14 protein-coding genes are annotated in these 18,227 nt (G+C 69.4%); 3 read left to right on the top strand and 11 right to left on the bottom strand.

Features of this window, described 5'->3' with window-relative positions:
* Positions 1–166 precede the first annotated feature (166 nt).
* From ACXRVZ_RS07480 to fba, 6 genes are all read right to left on the bottom strand, one after another.
* Complete coding sequence (locus tag ACXRVZ_RS07480) at positions 167–1,294, bottom strand: hypothetical protein (RefSeq protein ID WP_457421774.1); 1,128 nt, start codon at positions 1,292–1,294, stop codon at positions 167–169.
* A gap of 124 nt (positions 1,295–1,418) precedes the next feature.
* Positions 1,419–2,315 (bottom strand): phosphoribosylaminoimidazolesuccinocarboxamide synthase, encoded by an 897-nt coding sequence (locus ACXRVZ_RS07485; protein ID WP_457421776.1) that lies wholly within the window; start codon positions 2,313–2,315, stop codon positions 1,419–1,421.
* 46 nt (positions 2,316–2,361) lie between these two features.
* On the bottom strand, positions 2,362–2,733 hold the full coding sequence (locus ACXRVZ_RS07490; RefSeq protein ID WP_457421778.1) for a response regulator: 372 nt from the start codon (positions 2,731–2,733) through the stop codon (positions 2,362–2,364).
* Between the two features lie 197 nt (positions 2,734–2,930).
* Positions 2,931–6,056: a PAS domain S-box protein gene (locus ACXRVZ_RS07495; protein ID WP_457421780.1), complete on the bottom strand. Its 3,126-nt coding sequence runs from the start codon at positions 6,054–6,056 to the stop codon at positions 2,931–2,933.
* Between the two features lie 84 nt (positions 6,057–6,140).
* Positions 6,141–6,566: a gamma-glutamylcyclotransferase family protein gene (locus ACXRVZ_RS07500; protein WP_457421782.1), complete on the bottom strand. Its 426-nt coding sequence runs from the start codon at positions 6,564–6,566 to the stop codon at positions 6,141–6,143.
* A complete protein-coding gene (fba, locus tag ACXRVZ_RS07505; protein WP_457421784.1) occupies positions 6,563–7,627 on the bottom strand; it encodes a class II fructose-bisphosphate aldolase in 1,065 nt (354 codons plus the stop codon). Before fba ends, ACXRVZ_RS07500 begins: the two co-directional genes overlap by 4 nt.
* Before the next feature lie 158 nt (positions 7,628–7,785).
* Between fba and ACXRVZ_RS07510 the strand changes: the two genes are divergently transcribed.
* On the top strand, positions 7,786–8,793 hold the full coding sequence (locus ACXRVZ_RS07510; protein WP_457421786.1) for an STAS-like domain-containing protein: 1,008 nt from the start codon (positions 7,786–7,788) through the stop codon (positions 8,791–8,793).
* Here the strand turns inward: ACXRVZ_RS07510 and ACXRVZ_RS07515 are convergent.
* Both ACXRVZ_RS07515 and ACXRVZ_RS07520 read right to left on the bottom strand, forming a co-directional pair.
* A complete protein-coding gene (locus ACXRVZ_RS07515) occupies positions 8,790–9,692 on the bottom strand; it encodes a pirin family protein (protein ID WP_457421788.1) in 903 nt (300 codons plus the stop codon). The genes ACXRVZ_RS07510 and ACXRVZ_RS07515 overlap by 4 nt on opposite strands.
* Complete coding sequence (locus ACXRVZ_RS07520; protein ID WP_457421790.1) at positions 9,689–10,243, bottom strand: NADPH-dependent FMN reductase; 555 nt, start codon at positions 10,241–10,243, stop codon at positions 9,689–9,691. Before ACXRVZ_RS07520 ends, ACXRVZ_RS07515 begins: the two co-directional genes overlap by 4 nt.
* Positions 10,244–10,363: 120 nt before the next feature.
* Between ACXRVZ_RS07520 and ACXRVZ_RS07525 the strand changes: the two genes are divergently transcribed.
* The gene (locus ACXRVZ_RS07525; protein ID WP_457421792.1) at positions 10,364–10,573 is read left to right on the top strand and encodes a heavy-metal-associated domain-containing protein; all 210 of its coding nucleotides are present in this window, start codon (positions 10,364–10,366) and stop codon (positions 10,571–10,573) included.
* A gap of 77 nt (positions 10,574–10,650) precedes the next feature.
* A complete protein-coding gene (locus ACXRVZ_RS07530) occupies positions 10,651–11,616 on the top strand; it encodes a PEP-CTERM sorting domain-containing protein (protein WP_457421794.1) in 966 nt (321 codons plus the stop codon).
* Positions 11,617–11,674: 58 nt separating this feature from the next.
* On the opposite strand, the gene ACXRVZ_RS07535 is transcribed toward ACXRVZ_RS07530, so the two are convergent.
* The 3 genes from ACXRVZ_RS07535 to ACXRVZ_RS07545 are packed head-to-tail and all read right to left on the bottom strand — an operon-like array spanning position 11,675 to position 18,189.
* A complete protein-coding gene (locus ACXRVZ_RS07535) occupies positions 11,675–13,894 on the bottom strand; it encodes a molybdopterin cofactor-binding domain-containing protein (RefSeq protein WP_457421796.1) in 2,220 nt (739 codons plus the stop codon).
* 10 nt (positions 13,895–13,904) lie between these two features.
* On the bottom strand, positions 13,905–14,360 hold the full coding sequence (locus tag ACXRVZ_RS07540) for a (2Fe-2S)-binding protein (RefSeq protein ID WP_457421798.1): 456 nt from the start codon (positions 14,358–14,360) through the stop codon (positions 13,905–13,907).
* Positions 14,361–14,418: 58 nt separating this feature from the next.
* Positions 14,419–18,189 (bottom strand): ATP-binding protein, encoded by a 3,771-nt coding sequence (locus tag ACXRVZ_RS07545; protein ID WP_457421800.1) that lies wholly within the window; start codon positions 18,187–18,189, stop codon positions 14,419–14,421.
* Between the last annotated feature and the right edge of the window lie 38 nt (positions 18,190–18,227).

Consider the following 18,227-nt stretch of genomic DNA (forward strand, 5'->3'; position numbering starts at 1 on the left):
CCCAAAGCGCGCTGTCGGATTTCTTCGGGCCGAGCGCCGGGCCGCTCCCAAGCCGGCCCACCATGGCGATGTGCGGGCGGCTCAATGCCGCTCGCATCGCTGTCCCCCTGGGGACCGGCTAGGCTTGCCCGCGTGCAGCGCGGCAAGACTGGACGAGGGGCCAACATTACTTCGGTGGCGTGGCCAGACCGGCTGCGGTCAGCCGCTCGGCCCAGTGGCAACGCTGGGCGGCGTCCTGCGCCCAGGACACCGTTGCCGCGTCGGCTTCGCGGGCAGCGAGCGCGTCTTCGCCCAGCTTGGCATAGACCTGGCCAAGGCGAGCATGCAGCACGGCGCACTCGTCGAGGTCGCAGTAGGAGGCGTCCTCGGCCAGCACCTCCACGGCGGCCTGATCGGCCAACGCGCGGGCGCGCTGCAACTCGCCGGTGTTAACCCAGCACCAGGCCAGGTCGGCCAGCAGGCTGTAGCCGACGCGCGCGAGACCAGAGGCCGTGGCAGCGGGTAGATTGGCTTCGAGCAGGACGGCCGCCTCGGCAAAGTTGCCTTGCACAACAAGCAACTGGGCGTGCAGCAACGGCGTGAGGTTGGCGCGGGCGGAGCCGCCAAGGGCGGCGTCGTAATTGCCGATGGATTCGACACTGAGCAGCGCCACCGGCGTTTCACCGGCCCTGCCGGTCAACGCGGCGTGGCGGACACGCAGAGCGCGCATCTGGGTCTGGTTGTAAACCACCGCTACTAGCCCCACGTCGTCGCCCTCAGCGATGGCTTGCCGGCGAGCCCAGGCGTACCACGGCGAAGCTGCTGCCTCCCCGACGACGAGGCCCCAGGCCGAGGCCAGGGCGGTTGCGACGCGGTAGGCTGGGGAGTGATCGCTAGGCGCTATCAGGGCGAACGTTGCCTTCGCGTGACGAATGAGACCATCGATGTCTCGGCCGACGAAGTCCATTTGTGCCAGCCATGCGGCAGCCCAAACCTGTAGGACCGGGAGCCGGGCGGCGGAAGCCATCACGCTTGCACGACGCACGCGGTCGCGGCCGTCACCACCAGATACGCCAAAGTACGCCACCAACCCTTCCGCCAGATGCAGCCAAGCCGCCAGTTCGATGCGTGGATGGGCTAGGACGCTGGCGTGCAATCGTTGCAATTCCTCGCGGGCCTCGGACTCATGGCCATGGCGCAGCCACAGGATGGCGCGCTGCACTCGCAGCACGGCGCAGCGCGCCGGGTTGGCGGCCATTGCGGCGATTTCGCCGTCCAGCCTTTGCGCCAGCCGGCTGTGCAGCTTGACGTTCACGGGTGCGCCCTTCGCTCTGCGCACTTGCCGGGCCGATGCGGCCAGGCCCTCGCCAAGCACAGCATGCCCATGCTCACGCCCGCCCAGCGGGAACAAGCTTGCTTGAGGCAGTCCTGCGCGGCGCTCATGCCGTCAGACGCTGCAAGGCTTCTTCGTACTTCTGCACCGTGTTGGCGATCACCTCGGACGGCAGCGCCGGTGCTGGCGCAGTCTTGCCCCAGGGCTTGCCATCGACGGTGGCCTGCTCCAGCCAGTCGCGCACGAACTGCTTGTCGTAGCTCGGCGGATTGCTGCCCGGCGCATAGCTCTCGACCGGCCAGTAGCGCGAGGAGTCGGGCGTCAGCACCTCGTCCATCAGCGTCAGCGTGCCATCGGCGTCCAGGCCGAACTCGAACTTGGTGTCGGCAATGATGATGCCCTTGCTCAGCGCGAAGTCCGCCGCGCGCTGATAGAGCTGGATGGAGATGTCACGCACGCGCGTGGCCAGCTCCGTGCCGACGATGGCTGCGGCCTGCGCGAAGGAGATGTTCTCGTCGTGGTCGCCCATCTCGGCCTTGGTGGCAGGCGTGAAGATTGGCGCGGGCAGCTTGTCGGCATTGCGCAGGCCCGGCGGTAGTGCGACGCCACAGACGCTGCCGCTCTGCTGGTACTCGGCCCAGCCGCTGCCGGCCAGATAGCCGCGCACGACGGCCTCGATGGGCAGGGGCTTGAGCCGCTTGACGAGCATGGCGCGGTCACGCAGTTGCTCGGCCTCCTCGGGCGTGACGACGGAGAGCGGGTCCTCGCCGGTCAGGTGGTTGGGCACGATGCCTTGCAGCTTGTCGAACCAGAACAGAGCCATCTTCGTCAGCAGCGCGCCCTTGCCCGGGATGGGTTCACCCATGATGACGTCAAAGGCCGAGAGGCGGTCGCTGGCGACCATCAGCAGGCGGTCGTCGCCGACGGCGTAGTTCTCGCGCACCTTGCCACTGCCCAGCAGCGGCAGCGACGTGATGGAGGACTGGAGCAGGGCTTGAGGCATGGCGAACGGCTACGGCGAGCGCGGTTAGGGCGGAAGGCGGTGGATTTTAGGAGGCGACGAAGTCCCGCACCTGCCGCGCAAAGCGACTCACCTCGATGGGCTTGGCCAGATAGCCGTCGAAACCGGCGGCGACGAAGCGCGCTTCGTCGCCCTGCATGGCATGCGCGGTGAAGGCGATGACCGGCACGCCGGCCAGCCGCGCGTCGGCCTTGAACTCCCGTGCGAGGCTGAGGCCGTCCACGCCGGGCAGCTGGATGTCCAAGAGGATGAGGTCGGGCCGCCGCGCCCGCAGCACCGCGCGGGCCGCTTCGGCATCCAACGCACGCAGCACCTGCATGCCGTCGGCTTCCAGCACGCATTCGGCCAGCAGCAGATTGACCTCGTGGTCATCCACAACCAGGATGCAGAGTGGGTTCATCTCAGTTATCCATTCCGCATTCGCGACACCCGCGACGCATGAAAGCGTCTTCGGGCCGAGCGCCCGGCCGCCCCAAGCCGGCCCGGTAGGCGATGTGCTCGCGGCTCGATGCCGCGAGCATCGCCGTCCCCGCGGGGGACCGACTGGGCTGGCCCGCGTTCAGCGGCGCAAGGCTGGGCGAGGGGCTCACTTTCACTTCAGGCTTCGCGGGCCGGCACCGCCCGGGCTTGCTCGCGAACCCAGCGCAGCAGCGCGTCCCGCACCTGGACCAGCGAACCGGCGTCGCCCTTGCCGGCAATCACTTGCGCCGAGGCGGCAAGCCGCGCGAGCTCCTCGGGCGCCAGCGTCATCGCGGTCCAGATCACCACGGGCAGCCCCGCCTGCGCCGGGTCGCCACGCAGCCGGTGCAAGACCTGGAAGCCATCCATGCCGGGCATCATCAGGTCCAGCACGACGGCCGACGCCGCATGACCGGCCAGCCAGGCCAGCGCGGCCGGCCCGTTGTGCATTGCGACGGCATCGACCCCCGCCTGCGCCAGGGCCTCGCACATCAGGTCACGCGCCGAAGCCTCGTCGTCGACGACCAGCACCGTGAAACCCGCGCCCCCCGCCGGCCGCAGCGGCGCCAGCACGCGCGCCAGTTCGGCGTGGTCCAGGGGCTTGGCCAGCACGTCGGCCACCAGGAAGGCTACTTCCGCAGACGTGTCGCCGCCAAAGCCCAGCGCCTTGACCGGGGATTCGCGGGAGGCCCCGGCGGCGCGCAGGTCGGCCAGCATGGCCAGCCCGGGTGAATCCGGCAGCGCCAGGTCCAGCGCCAGGCCGCTGTAATGGCGCACCCGCGTCAGCTGCACGACCTCGGCGGCACTGGCGGCGGTGTCGGTATCGAAGCCGGCATGGGTCAGCTCGCGCGCGAGGTGGTCGCGCCAGGGGTGGGCGCGCAAGGCGACCAGCAGGCGGGCGTCGGCATCCACCGCCTCGCCCTCGGCGTCAAGTGACACGGCGTGGCGCGGCAGCACCGCGTAAAAGCAGCTGCCCTCGCCGGGTTTGCTGTAGACGCCGACCCGCCCGCCCTGGGCCTCGACGAGACGGCGCGTCAGCGACAGGCCCAGGCCGGTGCCCTGATGCCGCTTGGTCAGGCCGTCGTCCAGCTGCTGGAACTCGACGAAGAGCCGCGCCAGGTCGGCCGCCTGGATGCCGATGCCGCTGTCCTGCACCTCCAGCCGCCAGCGCTGCCGGCCCTCCCCCGCAGCGCGCACCTCGATGCGGCCGCCGGGCTCGGTGAACTTGATGGCGTTGGACAGGTAGTTCAGCAGCACCTGCTTGAGACGACCCGCATCCACATGCACATGGTGCAGCTCGGGCGCGATGCTGGACGTCAGCGTCAAGCCGCGCTGCTCGGCCAGCAACGCCACCGTGGCCATCAGCTCGTCCACCAGCACCGGCAGGTCCAGCCTCTCGGGCCGGAACGTCAGCTTGCCGGCTTCGATCTTGGACAGGTCCAGCACGTCGTTGATCATCTGCAGCAGGTGGCGGCCGCTGCTGGAGATGTGCTGCAGCGCCGCCGCGTGACGCGGCGAATCGGCGGGGATGGCCCCGGCGGCGAGCAGGTCCGAGAAGCCGATGACCGCGTTGAGCGGCGTGCGCAGTTCGTGGGACATGTTGGCCAGGAACAGGCTCTTGAGCCGACTCGACTCCTGCACGCGGCGGTTCTCGGCTTCCAGCCAGCTCGTCTGCTGGCGGGCCTGCTCGGCCGTGCGCACCGCCGTGACCTCGGCCACGATGCCGACCACGCGCACCGGCCCGTTGTCGTCGCGCACCAGCCGCGCATCCATGCGCAGCCAGTGCAGGCTGGCATCGGCCCAGAGGACGCGGAACTCGGCATGCCAGGGCGTGCCGTGCTCACGCAGCGCGTCCAACGCGGCGCGCACGCTGCTGCGGTCTTCGCCCTGCACCGCCATCAGCATCTGCTCGCCGCCCCAGTCGGCCGGCGTGGCGGCATCCAGGCCGAAACACTGGTCGAAGCGGCGCGAACGGTGCACGCGGCCGCCGTCGAGTTCGAGCTCCCAGTCGCCCAGCGAGGCGGACTCGAGCGCGAAACGCAGCCGCGCCTCGCTTTGCCGCAACGCCACCTCGATCTGGCGCTGGTGGGTCAGGTCGCGGGCCGACTTGACGCCGCCGATGACCTGGCCGGTGGCGTCACGTAACGGCGACACCTGGGCCGAGATGTCGATGCGCCGCCCGTCCTTGGTGAGCCGCACGGTGCGGAACGGCGGCACCTGGCGGCCCTGGGCCAGCTCGACCAGGATGCGCTGCTCCTCGGCCTCGCGCTCGGGCGGCACCAGCATCAGCACGGACTGGCCGACGGCCTCGGCGGCGCTGTAGCCGAACATCCGCTCCGCCGACGCGTTCCAGTTGGTGATGAGCCCGTCGTTGGACTTGACGATGATGGCGTCCGCCGACGATTCGACGACCGCCGCCAGCCGCCTGACCTCGGCCTCGGCCTGGGTCAGCGCGCCGATGTCGCGGAAGACGATGCTGACGCCACGCGCGCGGCCGTCGGCACGGCGGGTCAGGCCGGCATGCAGCTCGACCGGCGTGCGGCGGCCGTCACGCGCAATGCAGATGACCTGCTGGCGGCGCAGCCCATCGCGTTCGCGCTCGGCCACCACGTCCACCGGGTTGCGAGCACGCATCTCAGCCGGCCGGTCGACACGCTCGAACACCTCCCACACGCCGCGCCCCAGCGCGTCGGCGGCCGGCCAGCCGGTCAGCTGCTCGGCCACCGCGTTGATGCGCGTCACGCGCCCTTCGCCGTCGGTCGTGATGAAGCCGGCGTCGATGCTGGCCAGCGTGGCAGCCAGGCTCTGCTCGGTCTCCAGCAGGTCATCCTCGGCATCGTGGCGGCGGCCGGCCTCGGCGCGCAGCTTGTTCAGGGCCTCGCTGTGCTCATGCGCCGACGGGATGGCCAGGATGCTGGGCAGCAGGCGCCAGGCGACCCAGGCGGTCAGCACCGACGCGATGGCCGTCACCACCTTGCCGGCGGCCTGCACGCCGTAGTCGGGCCGCCAGATGGTCCAGACGTCGAGCACATGGGTGGCGCCGCAGGCCAGGATGAAGGTACCGAACAACGCGGGCAGGCCGCCGAAATTCAGCTGCGGCCGCTGGCGCGCGTAGGCGAGGATGAGCGCCGGGATGGAGAAGTAGGCCAGCGCGATCGCGACGTCGGCGCCCACCATGGTCCACAGCAGACCGGGCGACCACTGGAAACAGTAGCCATGCGGCAGGAAACCCGAGCGGGCCACCAGGCTGGTGAGCGCGTCCATGCTTGTCCTCCTTGGGGCCCTGACTTGGGGCACCCTGTCGGACGATTGTGCGCCCTGCTAACGCCTCGCTGACTGCTACGTTCGTCAGGCCGCAGTGGGTGGCGTGAAGCCCGCGTAGCGCGCCAGAAAGCGCTCGCGGCCCTCGCTCTCAAACAGCTGTGGATCCCAGTCGCCGGGCAGCAGACGCGTGGCCAGTTCAGCGCGGAAGCGATAGACGCAGGCCGTCTCGGCGCGCCCATCGGAAAGCTCGACCGCGACCGGCACGCGTTCATAGTCCGCGCCTTCGAAGGCATCCAGCCGCGCCCACTGTGCCGCAGCTATGCCGCGGTACAGCCGGCCCTCCACCACGCCGCCTTCGGCGGGGCGCAGGCCGGGATAGTCTTCACCCTGCACCGAGTGGCGTCGGTGGCCCGGCAGCCGCGCGGCCTCCGACGGCAGCACGCAGCCGCAGACGCGGGCCATGATGTCGGCCCACATCAGCGAGCCGTAGGTGAAGCAGCTATCGATCACTGCACCTTTTGCGCCAGCTCGCCACGCGCATAGGCGCCGGCGATGTCGACCAGCGTGCGGCCCTTGATCTTGCCGGCCTGACCTTCGCAGCCGAACTCCATGTAGCGCTGCTTGGCGATGACCTTGGCGGCCTCGCGGGCGGGCTTGAGCCACTCGCGGGCATCGAACTTGTCGGGGTTCTCGGCCAGGAACTTGCGCACTGCGCCCGTCATCGCCAGGCGGATGTCGGTGTCGATGTTGATCTTGCGCACGCCGTGCTTGATGGCCTCCTGGATCTCCTCGACGGGCACACCGAAGGTCTCCTTCATCTTGCCGCCGTACTGGTTGATGATGGCCAGCAGGTCCTGCGGCACGGACGACGAACCGTGCATTACGAGGTGTGTGTTGGGGATGCGCGCGTGGATCTCCTTCACGCGGCCGATGGCCAGGATGTCGCCTGTGGGCTTGCGGCTGAACTTGTATGCGCCATGGCTGGTGCCGATGGCAATCGCCAGCGCGTCCAGCTGCGTGGCCTTGACGAAGGTGGCAGCCTCCTCAGGGTCGGTCAGCATCTGGGAATGATCGAGCTTGCCCTCGGCGCCGACGCCGTCTTCCTCGCCGGCTTCACCGGTTTCCAGGTTGCCCAGGCAGCCCAGCTCGCCCTCGACGGTGACGCCCACCTTGTGCGCCATCTCGACGACCTTTCGCGTCACTTCCGTGTTGTATTCAAAGGAGGCAGGCGTCTTGCCGTCTTCCATCAGCGAGCCGTCCATCATCACCGAGCCGAAGCCCAGGTCGATGGCGCCGGCGCAGATCTTGGGGCTGGTGCCGTGGTCCTGGTGCATGACCAGCGGGATGTGCGGGTAGGCCTCGCAGGCCGCCAGGATCAGGTGCTTGATGAAGGGCTCGCCCGCGTATTTGCGGGCGCCGGCGGAAGCCTGCAGGATGACGGGTGCGCCGACCTCGTCGGCCGCAGCCATGATGGCCTGCACCTGCTCCAGGTTGTTGACGTTGAAGGCTGGGATGCCATAGCCGTTTTCGGCGGCGTGGTCCAGCAACTGACGCATGGAAACGAGAGGCATGGGAAATTCCCGGTGGAGTTGAGAAATCTGGGCCGACTGCGGTACGGACACTAGGCCGTAACCGCTTCGTAACTTGTCGGGGATTCTATGGAGTCCCGGGCATGCCCCACCCCCGCGCTTGAGAGTAGTCAGCACAATGCTCATTCATGACAAGACTGGTGTTTGACCACCTCACCAACTGGATCACGGCGGCTGCCAGCGAGCATTCGCACGATCTGGCCACCCATGTCGAGGAACGCACCGGCGCCAGCCACCGCGCCGCGATGGCCGCGCTGAAGCGTCTGGTGGAGGCCGGCTGGCTGGCGCGCTCGGGCAGCAGCCGTCGCCCCGTTTTTGCGCCCGGTGCGCTGCGCCAGGTGGCGCGCAGCTACACCCTGCACGGCCTGCAGGAAGACCTGCCATGGCAGCGTGACTTCGCGCCTCACTTCGCACTGCCCAGGCATGTCGAGCGCATGGTTCAGCACGGTTTCACCGAACTGGTCAACAACGCGGCGGACCACTCCGGCGGCAGCAGCGTCACCGTGTCGCTGCGCCAGACGCCCACGCACGTGCAGTTGCTGGTCAGCGACGACGGCTGCGGCGTCTTCGACAAGATCTGCACCGCCTTCCAGCTCGAAGACACGCGGCACGCGATGCTGGAGCTGAGCAAGGGCCGCCTCACCAGCGCACCCGACGCCCACACCGGCCGCGGCTTGTTCTTCAGCAGCCAGTTGGCCGACGTCTTCGACATCCACGCCAACAACACCGCCTACCAGAAGCGCGCCTGGGAAAGCAGCGGCTGGAAGAAGGGCCGCGCGCTGCCGCGCCAGGGCAGCAGCATCTACATGGCCATCGCGCTGAACACGACGCGCACGCTGGACGGCGTCATGGAAGCCTGGAGCATCCAGGGCGACGGCATCGAGTTCGATCAGACCCGCGTGCAGCTGCGCCTGCTGACGACGGAAGGCCAGGCGCTGGATTCCCGCGCCGCTGCCCGCCGCGTCGGCTCGCGGCTGGCGGCCTTCAAGCGCGCCGAGATCGACTTCGACGGCGTGACCGACGTGGGCCACGGCTTCACGGACGAGTTGTTCCGGGTGTTCGCCAAGGCGAATCCGCAGATCGACCTGGTGGCCATCAACACCAGCCCGCGCATCGCGGCGCTCGTGAAGAGCGCCCGCGCCGGCTAGGGTTTGCGCAGGGCGGGCACCGGCGGCACGGGGATGCGCGGTCCCTTGTAGCCCTGCACGCTGCCGAAGCGGCCACCGTCTTCGCGTGTCCAGTCTTCTGCCCAGGCCTGCATCTCCGCCGGCTCGCGGCCAACGAAGTTCCACCAGAGCAGCGGCGGCTGGGCCCAGGGTTCGCCGCCGAGCAGCAGCAGGCGTGTCGACGCCGCACAGCGCAGCTCGACGGACGCGCAGCCCGCGCCGACATAGAGCAGCGTGCCGGGCGTGACCGTCTCGACCGCGTCGTGGCCGGCCGGGCTGACCTCGACTTCGCCTTCCAGCAGCATCACGCCATGTTCGAAGCCCGCGTCCAGGGCCAGCGTCGCGCAGGCCGGGCCGGCGGCGGCGAGGTCGACGCCCAGAAGCGGCGTGAAGCTGGGCACCGGCGAACGCTGGCCAGCGAATTCGCCAATCAGCACAGTCGCGTCCCAGCCCTCGTCCAACGCGGCACGCGGCAGATCGGCGAAATGCTGGAAGCTCGGCGCCCGCTCCCGCTCGGCGTCAGGCAGCGCGATCCACAACTGCGCCAGGTGGATGCGGTCACTCAGCGACTCCTCGCTGTGCGAGATGCCGTGGCCGGCCGTCATCAGGTTGACCTGGCCGGCGCGCAGCACCTGCTCTGAGCCCAGGCTGTCGCGGTGCAGGATCTCGCCTTCGATCATCCAGCTGAAGGTCGCCAGTCCCGTGTGTGGATGCGGGCCGACATTCATGCGCTTCTCGGGTGGCAGCGTGGCCGGGCCGGCGTGGTCGGCAAAGCACCAGGCGCCGATGACACGGCGGGCCTTGTTCGGCAGCGCGCGCTGGATGGGCAGGCCACCGACGTCGCCGACATGGCTGGTGATGCGCTCGACGAGGCAGCTCATGCCGCCCTCTTCTGCACGAAGGCCACGAAGCCCTGCACGAACTGCCGCAACTGCTCGCGCACCTTGTCGTCGACGAGCTTGCCATCGGCGTCGAACACCGTGCCGGCCCGGGACACCATCAGCCGACCGCCCATCCAGAAGTCGTTGCCGAAGGCACGCAGCACCGACAGCAGCGCGTCCTGCGACTGCACGGTGCCAAAGCCGCCCGGCGTGGCACCGATCAGGCCGGTGGGCTTGCCGCCGAACAGCTTGGCGCCCTCGCCGCTGGGGCGGGACAGCCAGTCCAGCCCGTTCTTCAGTACGCCGGGGATGGCGTTGTTGTATTCGGGCGTGCTGATCAGCAGCGCGTCGGCGGCGCGGATCTCTTCGCGCAGCGTCGTGACCGCCTCCGGGATGCCTTGCGCCTCGACATCGCCGTCATACAGCGGGATGCCATGCAGCGTGCGCAGCTCGATGGTGACGCCCTCCGGCGCCAACTCGATGGCAGCGCGCAGCAGGGCGGTGTTGTAGGAGGCGCGGCGCAGCGCACCGCTGAGGGCAATGATCTTCATGGCGAGGGCTTTCGGGGGGCGATGCGGCCATGATGCCAGCGCGTCAGCAGCCAGGCCTTGCCGACACGTTCTCAGGACTAGGATCTCCGGCCCGCCTTGATCTGCACCAGGAATTTCACCATGCACCGGTTCACCCTGCCCGACATGAGCTGCGGCCATTGCGTCGCGGCCATCACCGAGGCCTTGCAGGCGGCCGACGCCCAGGCCCGCGTCGGCGTCGACCTCCAGACGAAGACCGCCCAGGTCGACAGCGCCCTGCCCCGTGACGCGCTCGCCACCGCGCTCACCGAAGCCGGTTATCCACCCGCTTCAGCCCCCACCCCCATTTGAGGGGGTGACCCCGAAGCCTGGGACACACAAGGCCTGCGTCGGCACCTAGCATCGCCGCACACGACCCCGGAGCCGCCATGCACGCCCTCAAGACCCTCTGCCTGGCCGCCACGCTGGCCGCCCTGTCCGTGCCCGCCTGGGCCGCCCTGACCTATGCCGGCAGCGGCTCCTACAACCTGGGCAGTTCCGCCGGCCCCGGGGGCACCGCAGCCGGCACGTCGAATTGCGGCAGCCTGCAGCCCTTCAGCGGCACTGACGCGCTGGAGTTCAACGGCAGCGGCATCAACAACATCGGCATCCACGCCTACTCGTGCTTCGACTCAGGCTTCATCAGTTTCGGCAGCCGCTCATCCGGTGAGAACACCTACTACGCCCAGGGCGTCGCGTCGGTCTCGGGCTTGCTGTCCATCGCCGATCCCGGCGACACCTTTTCCTTCTTCATCAACCCTGGTGAAGTTGGCGCCTTCGGTAGCACGGCCTTCAGCAGCGGCGAGTTTCAGAAGGCCAGCCTGACGATCCAGCTCGTCATCACGGACGCGGCTGGCACCAGCGTTACCTACCTTGACGAGGCCTGGAGCGCCGAGGTCGGCGAAAACGGCTCAATCACAAAGAGCCACGAATCCAACGGCACGCGGTCAGTGTCCAGCAACTTCAATACCGGCTCCGGCTACTACAGCTATGGCATCGCGGGCGGCGGCTACGACATCGACCTCGGTCCAGGCGACTACAACATCTCCTATGTGATGACGTCCATCGCCTCGGGCAACGTCCTCACGACCGGGATCTGCACGGCCTATCTGCAGGGCAACAAGAACCAGGAAGGCGTTGCAGCCCGCGTTGCGGAAGGGCCGGAAGGCCCACCCACCGGCGAGGCTTTCACGTCCTACTGCGGTGCCGGCGCGCGCTCGGGTGACCCCTTCCCTGGCGGCGGCGAACCCATCGCCCGCGCCCAGGCCGTGGAGCTGCCCGAACCCATGACCGTCGGCCTGACGCTGACGGCCCTGCTGGCTGCAGCCGGCGTGCGTCGCCGCAACAAGCGCTGAAGCAAGACCCCAATGACAAGGCGGGCCCGAGGGCCCGCCTTTTTCATGCACGAAAACTTCAGGCGAAGCGGAAGGGCAGCTCGCGCTGGCGTTGGCCGGTCAGCCGCGCCACGGCGTTGGCGAATGCCGGGGCCAGCGCCGGCAGGCCCGGTTCGCCCATACCCTTGGGCGGGTCGTTGCTGGGCACGACGCTGACCGTCATCACCTTGGGTGCGTCCGTGATGCGCGGCATGGCCATGTCGTAGAAGTTGTTCTGCTCGACCACGCCGTCCTTGAACGTGACGCGGTGGGTCGGCATCGTCGTGGCCAGGGCCATGATGGCCGCGCCCTGCACCTGCGTCTCCACGGAGCGCGGGTTCACGCAGAGGTTGCAGTGCACGCCGGCATGCACCTCGTCCAACACGGCCTGGCGGTCCTTGCCTTTGCCCTTCAGGTGGGCGACGACGACATAAGCGACGACCGACTCGAAGCTCTCGTGCACCGCCACGCCCCAGGCCTGGCCGGCTTTCAGCTTGCGCTTGCCGTAGCCGCTCTTGTCCACCGCCGCTTGCAAGGCCAGGCGGTGGCGCTCGGCCTTGGCGTTGCCCGCCATCAGCTTGAGCCGGTACGCCACCGGGTCCTGCTTCGTTGCAAAGGCGATCTCGTCGACCAGCGTCTCCATCACATAGGCCGTGTGCGTGGAGCCCACCGAGCGCCACCACAGCACCGGCACGTTGACGTCCGGGTGGTGCACGCTGAGGTTCATCGGGATCTCGTAGGGGTCGCGCATGCCCTCGGTCGTCGTGCCATCCACGCCCTTCTGGTAGCCAAAGCCTTCCAGCGGCGTGCCCTTGAGGATGCTCTGGCTGACGATGCGGTGCTGCCAGCCCAGGACCTTGCCGGTCGCGTCGAAGCCGATCTCGGCGCGGTGCACGGTCATGGGTCGGTAGTAGCCGGCCTTGACGTCGTCCTCACGGCTCCAGATCACCTTGACCGGCATGGGCTTGCCGGCCTGGGCCAGCGCCAACGCCACGGCCGCTGCCTCGCGCGGCCATTCGCTCGCGGGCGTGGCGCGCCGGCCGAAGCCGCCGCCGGCCATCTGCACGTTGATCTGCACCTGCTCGGGTTTCAGGCCCACCGTCTTGGCGATGCTCATCGCGTCGAGGCCGGGCATCTGCGACGCGAAATAGACGTCGCAGCGGTCGGCCTTCAGGTCCACCGTGCAGGCCAGCGGCTCCATCTGCGCGTGGTTGAGGTAGGGGAAGACGAAGTCGGCGGTGATCTTCTTGGGCGCCTTGGCCCAGCCGCTCACGTCGGCCTGGAACTCAGGCTTGGGCGCGGGCGTGCCGGCCGTCTTGGCGAGCGCCAGGTATTGCTTGGTCAACGCCGCCGTGTCGGGCTTGGCCAGGCCGCCCAGATCCCAGTCGACCTTGAGCGCATCGCGGCCCTTCTTGGCGGCCCAGTAGCCGCTGGCCACCACGGCCACGCCCTGGCCGCCACGGTCCAGCGTCACCGGCAGCACGGCCTTGACACCCTTGACCTTGAGCGCCTCGCTGGCATCGAGCTTGGCCACCTTGCCGTTGAAGACCGGCGGCCGCTGGATGACGGCCACGGCCATGCCCGGCAGTTGCACGTCCATGCCGTAGGCCTGGGCGCCGGTGCTCTTGGCCTGGCTGACGACCAGGCCGGTGGGCTTGCCGATGAGCTTGAAGTTCTTCGGGTCCTTCAGCGTGATGGCCTCGGGCACGGCCTGCTTCATCGCCGCGTCGAAGAACTCGCCGTAGCCGGCGCTCTTGCCACCGCCCGAGATCACACCGTTCTCGGCTTTCAGTGACGACGCCGGCACACCCCAGCTCTCGGCCGCCGCGCCCACCAGCATGGCCTTGGTGCGGGCGCCCAGCTCGCGGTACTGCTGGTAGCTGTTCTTCACCGAGTTGGAGCCGCCGGTCAGGTGCATGCCGAACAGCGGGTCGACGTAGGCGCCCTTCTGGTCGCCGAAGCCGGTGCGGACCTTGCTCCAGTCCGCGTCCAGCTCCTCGGCGCAGATCATGGCCAGGCCAGTCTCGATACCCTGGCCCATGTCCATGCGGTTGCACAGGATGGTGGTGGTGCCGTCCTGGGCGATGGTGACGAAGGCGAGCGGCTGCTCGGTCGGCTTGGCGCCGGGCTTGGGCGCCTGCGCGCCGCTCATGCCGGGCAACAAGGCCAGGCCGACGGCGCCGCCGACGGTGGTGGTGACAAAGCTGCGGCGGGACAGTCCGCCGGTCAGGGCTTGATCAATGCGACGTGGATTCAGCATGTGAGCCCCTTCAAGCAAGCTTGCCCGCAGCCGCATGGATGGCGGCGCGAATGCGGGTGTAGGTGCCACAGCGGCAGATGTTGCCGGCCATGGCTTCGTCGATCTGGGCGTCGCTGGGCTTCTTGTTGTTCTTCAGCAGGGCCACGGCGCTCATCACCTGGCCGCTCTGACAGTAGCCGCACTGGGCCACGTCATGCTCGACCCAGGTGGCCTGCACCGCCTGGCCGACCTTGTCGTTGGCGATGCCCTCGATGGTCGTCACCGGGCCTTGTACCGAGGAAACCGGCGTCATGCAGGCGCGCACTGGGCTGCCTCCCACATGCATGGTGCAGGCGCCGCATTGCGCCGCACCGCAGCCGAATTTGCTGCCGGTGAGCTGCAGCTCCTCTCGCACGGCCCAAAGCAAGGGCATGTCGGGGTCGGCGTCGAGCGAGACGGCGCGACCGTTCACGGTCAGATTGATCATCGGGGGGCCTTTGGGTGTGGGACGCGGCGACTCTAGCCACAAGCAGCGTCCCAGTACATCAGTCAGGTATACCGCTTGCTGTGGCCGGCTGAATGGCCTTTGCCAGCGCGTCCATGGCGACCGGCTTGACAAGATGACCGTCAAAACCCGCCTGGGCCGAACGCAGCAAGTCCTCCGGCCGGCCGTAGCCGGTCAGCGCGACGAGGCGCATCGACGCGGCCGACGGGTCGGCGCGCAGGCGTCGGACCACCTCGTAGCCATCCATGTGCGGCAGGCCGATGTCCAGCAGCACGACGTCGGGCCGCCAGGCGACGGCCATCGTCAGCGCGTCGTCGGCGCTGAAACCGGTCTGCACCTCATGGCCGTCGGCGCGCAGCATCAGGGCCAGGGACTCGGCGGCGTCCTCGTTGTCATCGATGAGCAGCACCCGGCGCGGCGGCGGGTCGGCCGTGGGCACCACCGCACCGGCGGGTGCCGCCAGCGTCGTCAGCGGCAGGCGGATCTCGAAGGTGGCGCCTGCGCCAGCCCCCGGGCTGCTGGCCTTGACCTGGCCGCCGTGCATGTCCACCAGGCGTCGCACGACGGACAGGCCGATGCCCAGCCCCCCCTGGGCCCGATCCAGCGTGCGGGCACTCTGCACGAAGAGGTCGAAGACGATGGGCAGCACGTCGGGCGCGATGCCGGCGCCGCTGTCCTGCACGCGAATGACGGCCTCGTCGGCGTCGCGCAGCAGCGCCAGGTGGACGTCGCCACCCGGATCGGTGTACTTGGCGGCGTTTGACAGCAGGTTGACGACGCACTGCTCAAGCCGGGCGGCGTCTCCCAGCACCGCCAGCGCGGCCAGCGGCGCCGGCGCCGGTGCCTGGACCGTCAGCCGGTGCCGACGCTCCTGCATGGCCGGCCCGGCAGCCTCGACCGCCGAGGCGATGACGGCGGCCAGGTCCACCGGCAGGCATTCCAGCTCGATGCGGCCATGGGTGATGCGCGACACGTCGAGCAGGTCGTCCACCATGCGCGTCATCTGCTGCACCTGGCGGTTGATGATCTCGACCGCGCGGCGCGCCGGCGCCTCGCTGGGCAGGGTGCGCAGCATCAGCTCGGCCGAGTTGCGGATGGGCGCCAGCGGGTTGCGCAGCTCGTGGGCCAGCATGGCGAGGAACTCGTCCTTGCGGCGGTCGGACTCGCGCAGCGCATGCTCCATCTGCTTGCGGTCGGTGACGTCGAAGGTCAGCCCGCTGATGCCGGCCACCGCGCCCGGGCCGGCGCGCACCGGCACCGCCCTGACCTCCAGCCAGCGCTCCTCGCCGTTGTCCGGCCGCAGGATGCGGATCTCTTCGGTGAAGGCGAGGCCTTCGCGCAAGGCCACGTCGATCTGGCCGCGAAACCGCGGCAGATCGTCGGCATGCACGAGGTCGAAAGCCGTCTCAAGGCTGGCGGGCGCGGCGCCCAACACGTCGGCGGCGTTGTCCGAGAGGGTCAGCCGAAGGGTGCCGGCATCGATGTCCCAGGTGAACATCTGCGCATTGGCCAGGAACAGCCGCAGTTGCTCCTCGCCGGCGCGGCGCTGGCGGTCCAGCTCGATGAGGGCCGACACGCGCGCCAGCAGCTCGCGCGCCGTGAAGGGCTTGACGAGGTAGTCGTCCGCCCCGGCGCCCAGGCCCTCGATCTGCGCCTCCTCGCCGGCGCGGGCCGACAGCAGCACGACGGGCAGCGTGCGCGTGCGCTCGTCGGCGCGCAGCGCGGCCAGCAGCTCGAAGCCGTCCAGCCTGGGCATCATCACGTCGGACAGCAGCAGCGCCGGCCGCTCGCGCTTCACGGCGGCCAGCGCCTGCTCGCCGTCGGCCGTCTCCTCGACTCGGAAATAGGGCGCCAGCAGGCTACGCAGGTACTGGCGCATGTCGGCGTTGTCGTCGGCAATGACGATGCGCGCGCCCAGCGTGGTGCGGTAGCGCTGGCCGATCTGGGCCAGTGGGTTGCCCGGCCCGCCCGTGCCCACCACCTCGGCAGCATCCTCGCCCGGCAGCCAGCGCAGCGCCTCCTGCACATAGCTGGGCGCCAGGCTGGCGTTCGGCACCTCGGCGCGGTCGCGGCTGACCTGATCGGCCGGCAGGTGGGCGTGGCCGAAGGGCAGCCGCAGCGTGAAACGTGTGCCTTGGCCGAGCTGGCTGTCCACGGCGATGTCGCCATGGTGCAGGCGCATCAGTTCCTGCACCAATGCCAGGCCGATACCGCTGCCCTCGTGCGTGCGCGCCGGCCCGCCCTCGATGCGATGGAAGCGCTCGAACAGCCGCGGCACCTCGTGCTCGGCCACGCCGACGCCGGTGTCCTCGATGGCCACGACGGCCATGCCCTTCTCGGCCGTCACCTGCACGCTGACGCCGCCCTGAAGCGTGTACTTCAGCGCGTTGGACAGCAGGTTCAACACGATGCGCTCCCAGTGGTCGCGGTCGACATAGACCGGCATGGGCAACGTCGGGCAGGCGACGCGGAACACCAGGCCAGCCTTCTCCATCGCCGAGCGGAAGGTGCTGGCCAGCTCGCCGGTCAACGCGGCCAGGTCGGTGGGCCGGAAGGTGGACGTGACACGGCCGGCCTCGATGCGCGAGAACTCCAGCAGCGCGTTGACGAGCTTGGACAGCCGGCGCGCGTTGCGCTCCACCATCGTCAGGCGCTCCTGCTGCGCGTGCGACAGGCCGCCCTGGCTCAGCGCGTCGTGCAACGGCCCCAGCATCAGCGTCAGCGGGGTGCGGAACTCGTGGCTGATGTTGGAGAAGAACTGCGTCTTGGCGCGGTCCAGCCGCGCCAGCTCCTCGGCCTTGTGGCGCTGCAGCTCGTAGGCCTGGGCGTGGCCGATGGCGGCGGAGAGCTGCTGCGCCACCAGCAGCAGGAAGTCGGTGTAGCCACCTCCGGGCAGGCGATGCGGGCTCAGGCCGACGACGAGCACGCCCTCCTGGCCGGTATCGCCAGAGGGCCGGATGGGCAGCAACATGGCCTGGCGCGGCGCCTCCTGCCAGTCCCCACAGGGCCAGGCAATGTCGGCCGGCAGGGTCTGCACCACCTGCGGCCGCTGGGCCGCCAGCACCTCGTCCGCCCACCACGGCGCGCTGCCGAAATCCAGCGCCTGCGCCGCCTCCAGCCAGGGCCCCGGCGCACCGGCGGCGGCGGCCAGCGTGAAGGCCGACTCGCCATGGGAGCGCAGCAGCACCAGCGCGAAGGGCAGGTCGCGGCGGTTGGTCTGCAACGCCTGGGCACAGCGCTGCACCGCCTCGTCGACCGTGCGCGCATCGGCAGCGCGCATGGCCAGTTCGCGCAGCAGCGCGAGCTGGCGTTCGCCGATGACGCGCTGCGTCTCGTCGGAGTTGGCGCAGATGATGCCCGCCGGCAGGCCGTCGTCGCCGGGGATGGGGCTGTACGAGAAGGTGTAGTAGGTCTCCTCGGGGTAGCCGTTGCGCTCCATGATGAGGAGCTGACTCTCGGCAAAGATGCCATCGCCGTTCATCGCGGTTTCGAGCAGGCCGCGGATGTCGCCCCAGATCTCGCGCCAGACGGTGGCCGTCGGCAGGCCCAGCGCCCACGGGTGCTTGCCGCCAATGATGGCCTTGTAGGGGTCGTTGTAGAGATAGGTCAGCTCGGGGCCCCAGCCGATCCAGATCGGCTGGCGCGAGGTGAGCATGATGCGCACGACGGTCTTGAGGCTGCGCGGCCAGTGGGCCGGGGGGCCAAGCGGCGTGGCGGTCCAGTCATGATCGCGCATGAGCTGGCCCAGCTCGCCGCCGCCCGCCATGAAGGCAGTGTCAGGATCTCGCGGCGCGATCACGGGTTCACTCATGGGGCGGGAGGGGCAGTGGGGCAATGCACGATACCGCG

The sequence above is a fragment of the Roseateles sp. P5_E8 genome, assembly GCF_054177665.1.

Bases quoted from the DNA above. Each gene is read 5' to 3' on its own strand.
- ACXRVZ_RS07485 (WP_457421776.1), bottom strand. From the start codon at position 2,315: ATGCCTCAAGCCCTGCTCCAGTCCTCCATCACGTCGCTGCCGCTGCTG.
- ACXRVZ_RS07490 (WP_457421778.1), bottom strand. From the start codon at position 2,733: ATGAACCCACTCTGCATCCTGGTTGTGGATGACCACGAGGTCAATCTG.
- ACXRVZ_RS07495 (WP_457421780.1), bottom strand. From the start codon at position 6,056: ATGGACGCGCTCACCAGCCTGGTGGCCCGCTCGGGTTTCCTGCCGCAT.
- fba (WP_457421784.1), bottom strand. From the start codon at position 7,627: ATGCCTCTCGTTTCCATGCGTCAGTTGCTGGACCACGCCGCCGAAAAC.
- ACXRVZ_RS07515 (WP_457421788.1), bottom strand. From the start codon at position 9,692: ATGAGCTGCCTCGTCGAGCGCATCACCAGCCATGTCGGCGACGTCGGT.
- ACXRVZ_RS07520 (WP_457421790.1), bottom strand. From the start codon at position 10,243: ATGAAGATCATTGCCCTCAGCGGTGCGCTGCGCCGCGCCTCCTACAAC.
- ACXRVZ_RS07525 (WP_457421792.1), top strand. From the start codon at position 10,364: ATGCACCGGTTCACCCTGCCCGACATGAGCTGCGGCCATTGCGTCGCG.
- ACXRVZ_RS07530 (WP_457421794.1), top strand. From the start codon at position 10,651: ATGCACGCCCTCAAGACCCTCTGCCTGGCCGCCACGCTGGCCGCCCTG.
- ACXRVZ_RS07535 (WP_457421796.1), bottom strand. From the start codon at position 13,894: ATGCTGAATCCACGTCGCATTGATCAAGCCCTGACCGGCGGACTGTCC.
- ACXRVZ_RS07540 (WP_457421798.1), bottom strand. From the start codon at position 14,360: ATGATCAATCTGACCGTGAACGGTCGCGCCGTCTCGCTCGACGCCGAC.
- ACXRVZ_RS07545 (WP_457421800.1), bottom strand. From the start codon at position 18,189: ATGAGTGAACCCGTGATCGCGCCGCGAGATCCTGACACTGCCTTCATG.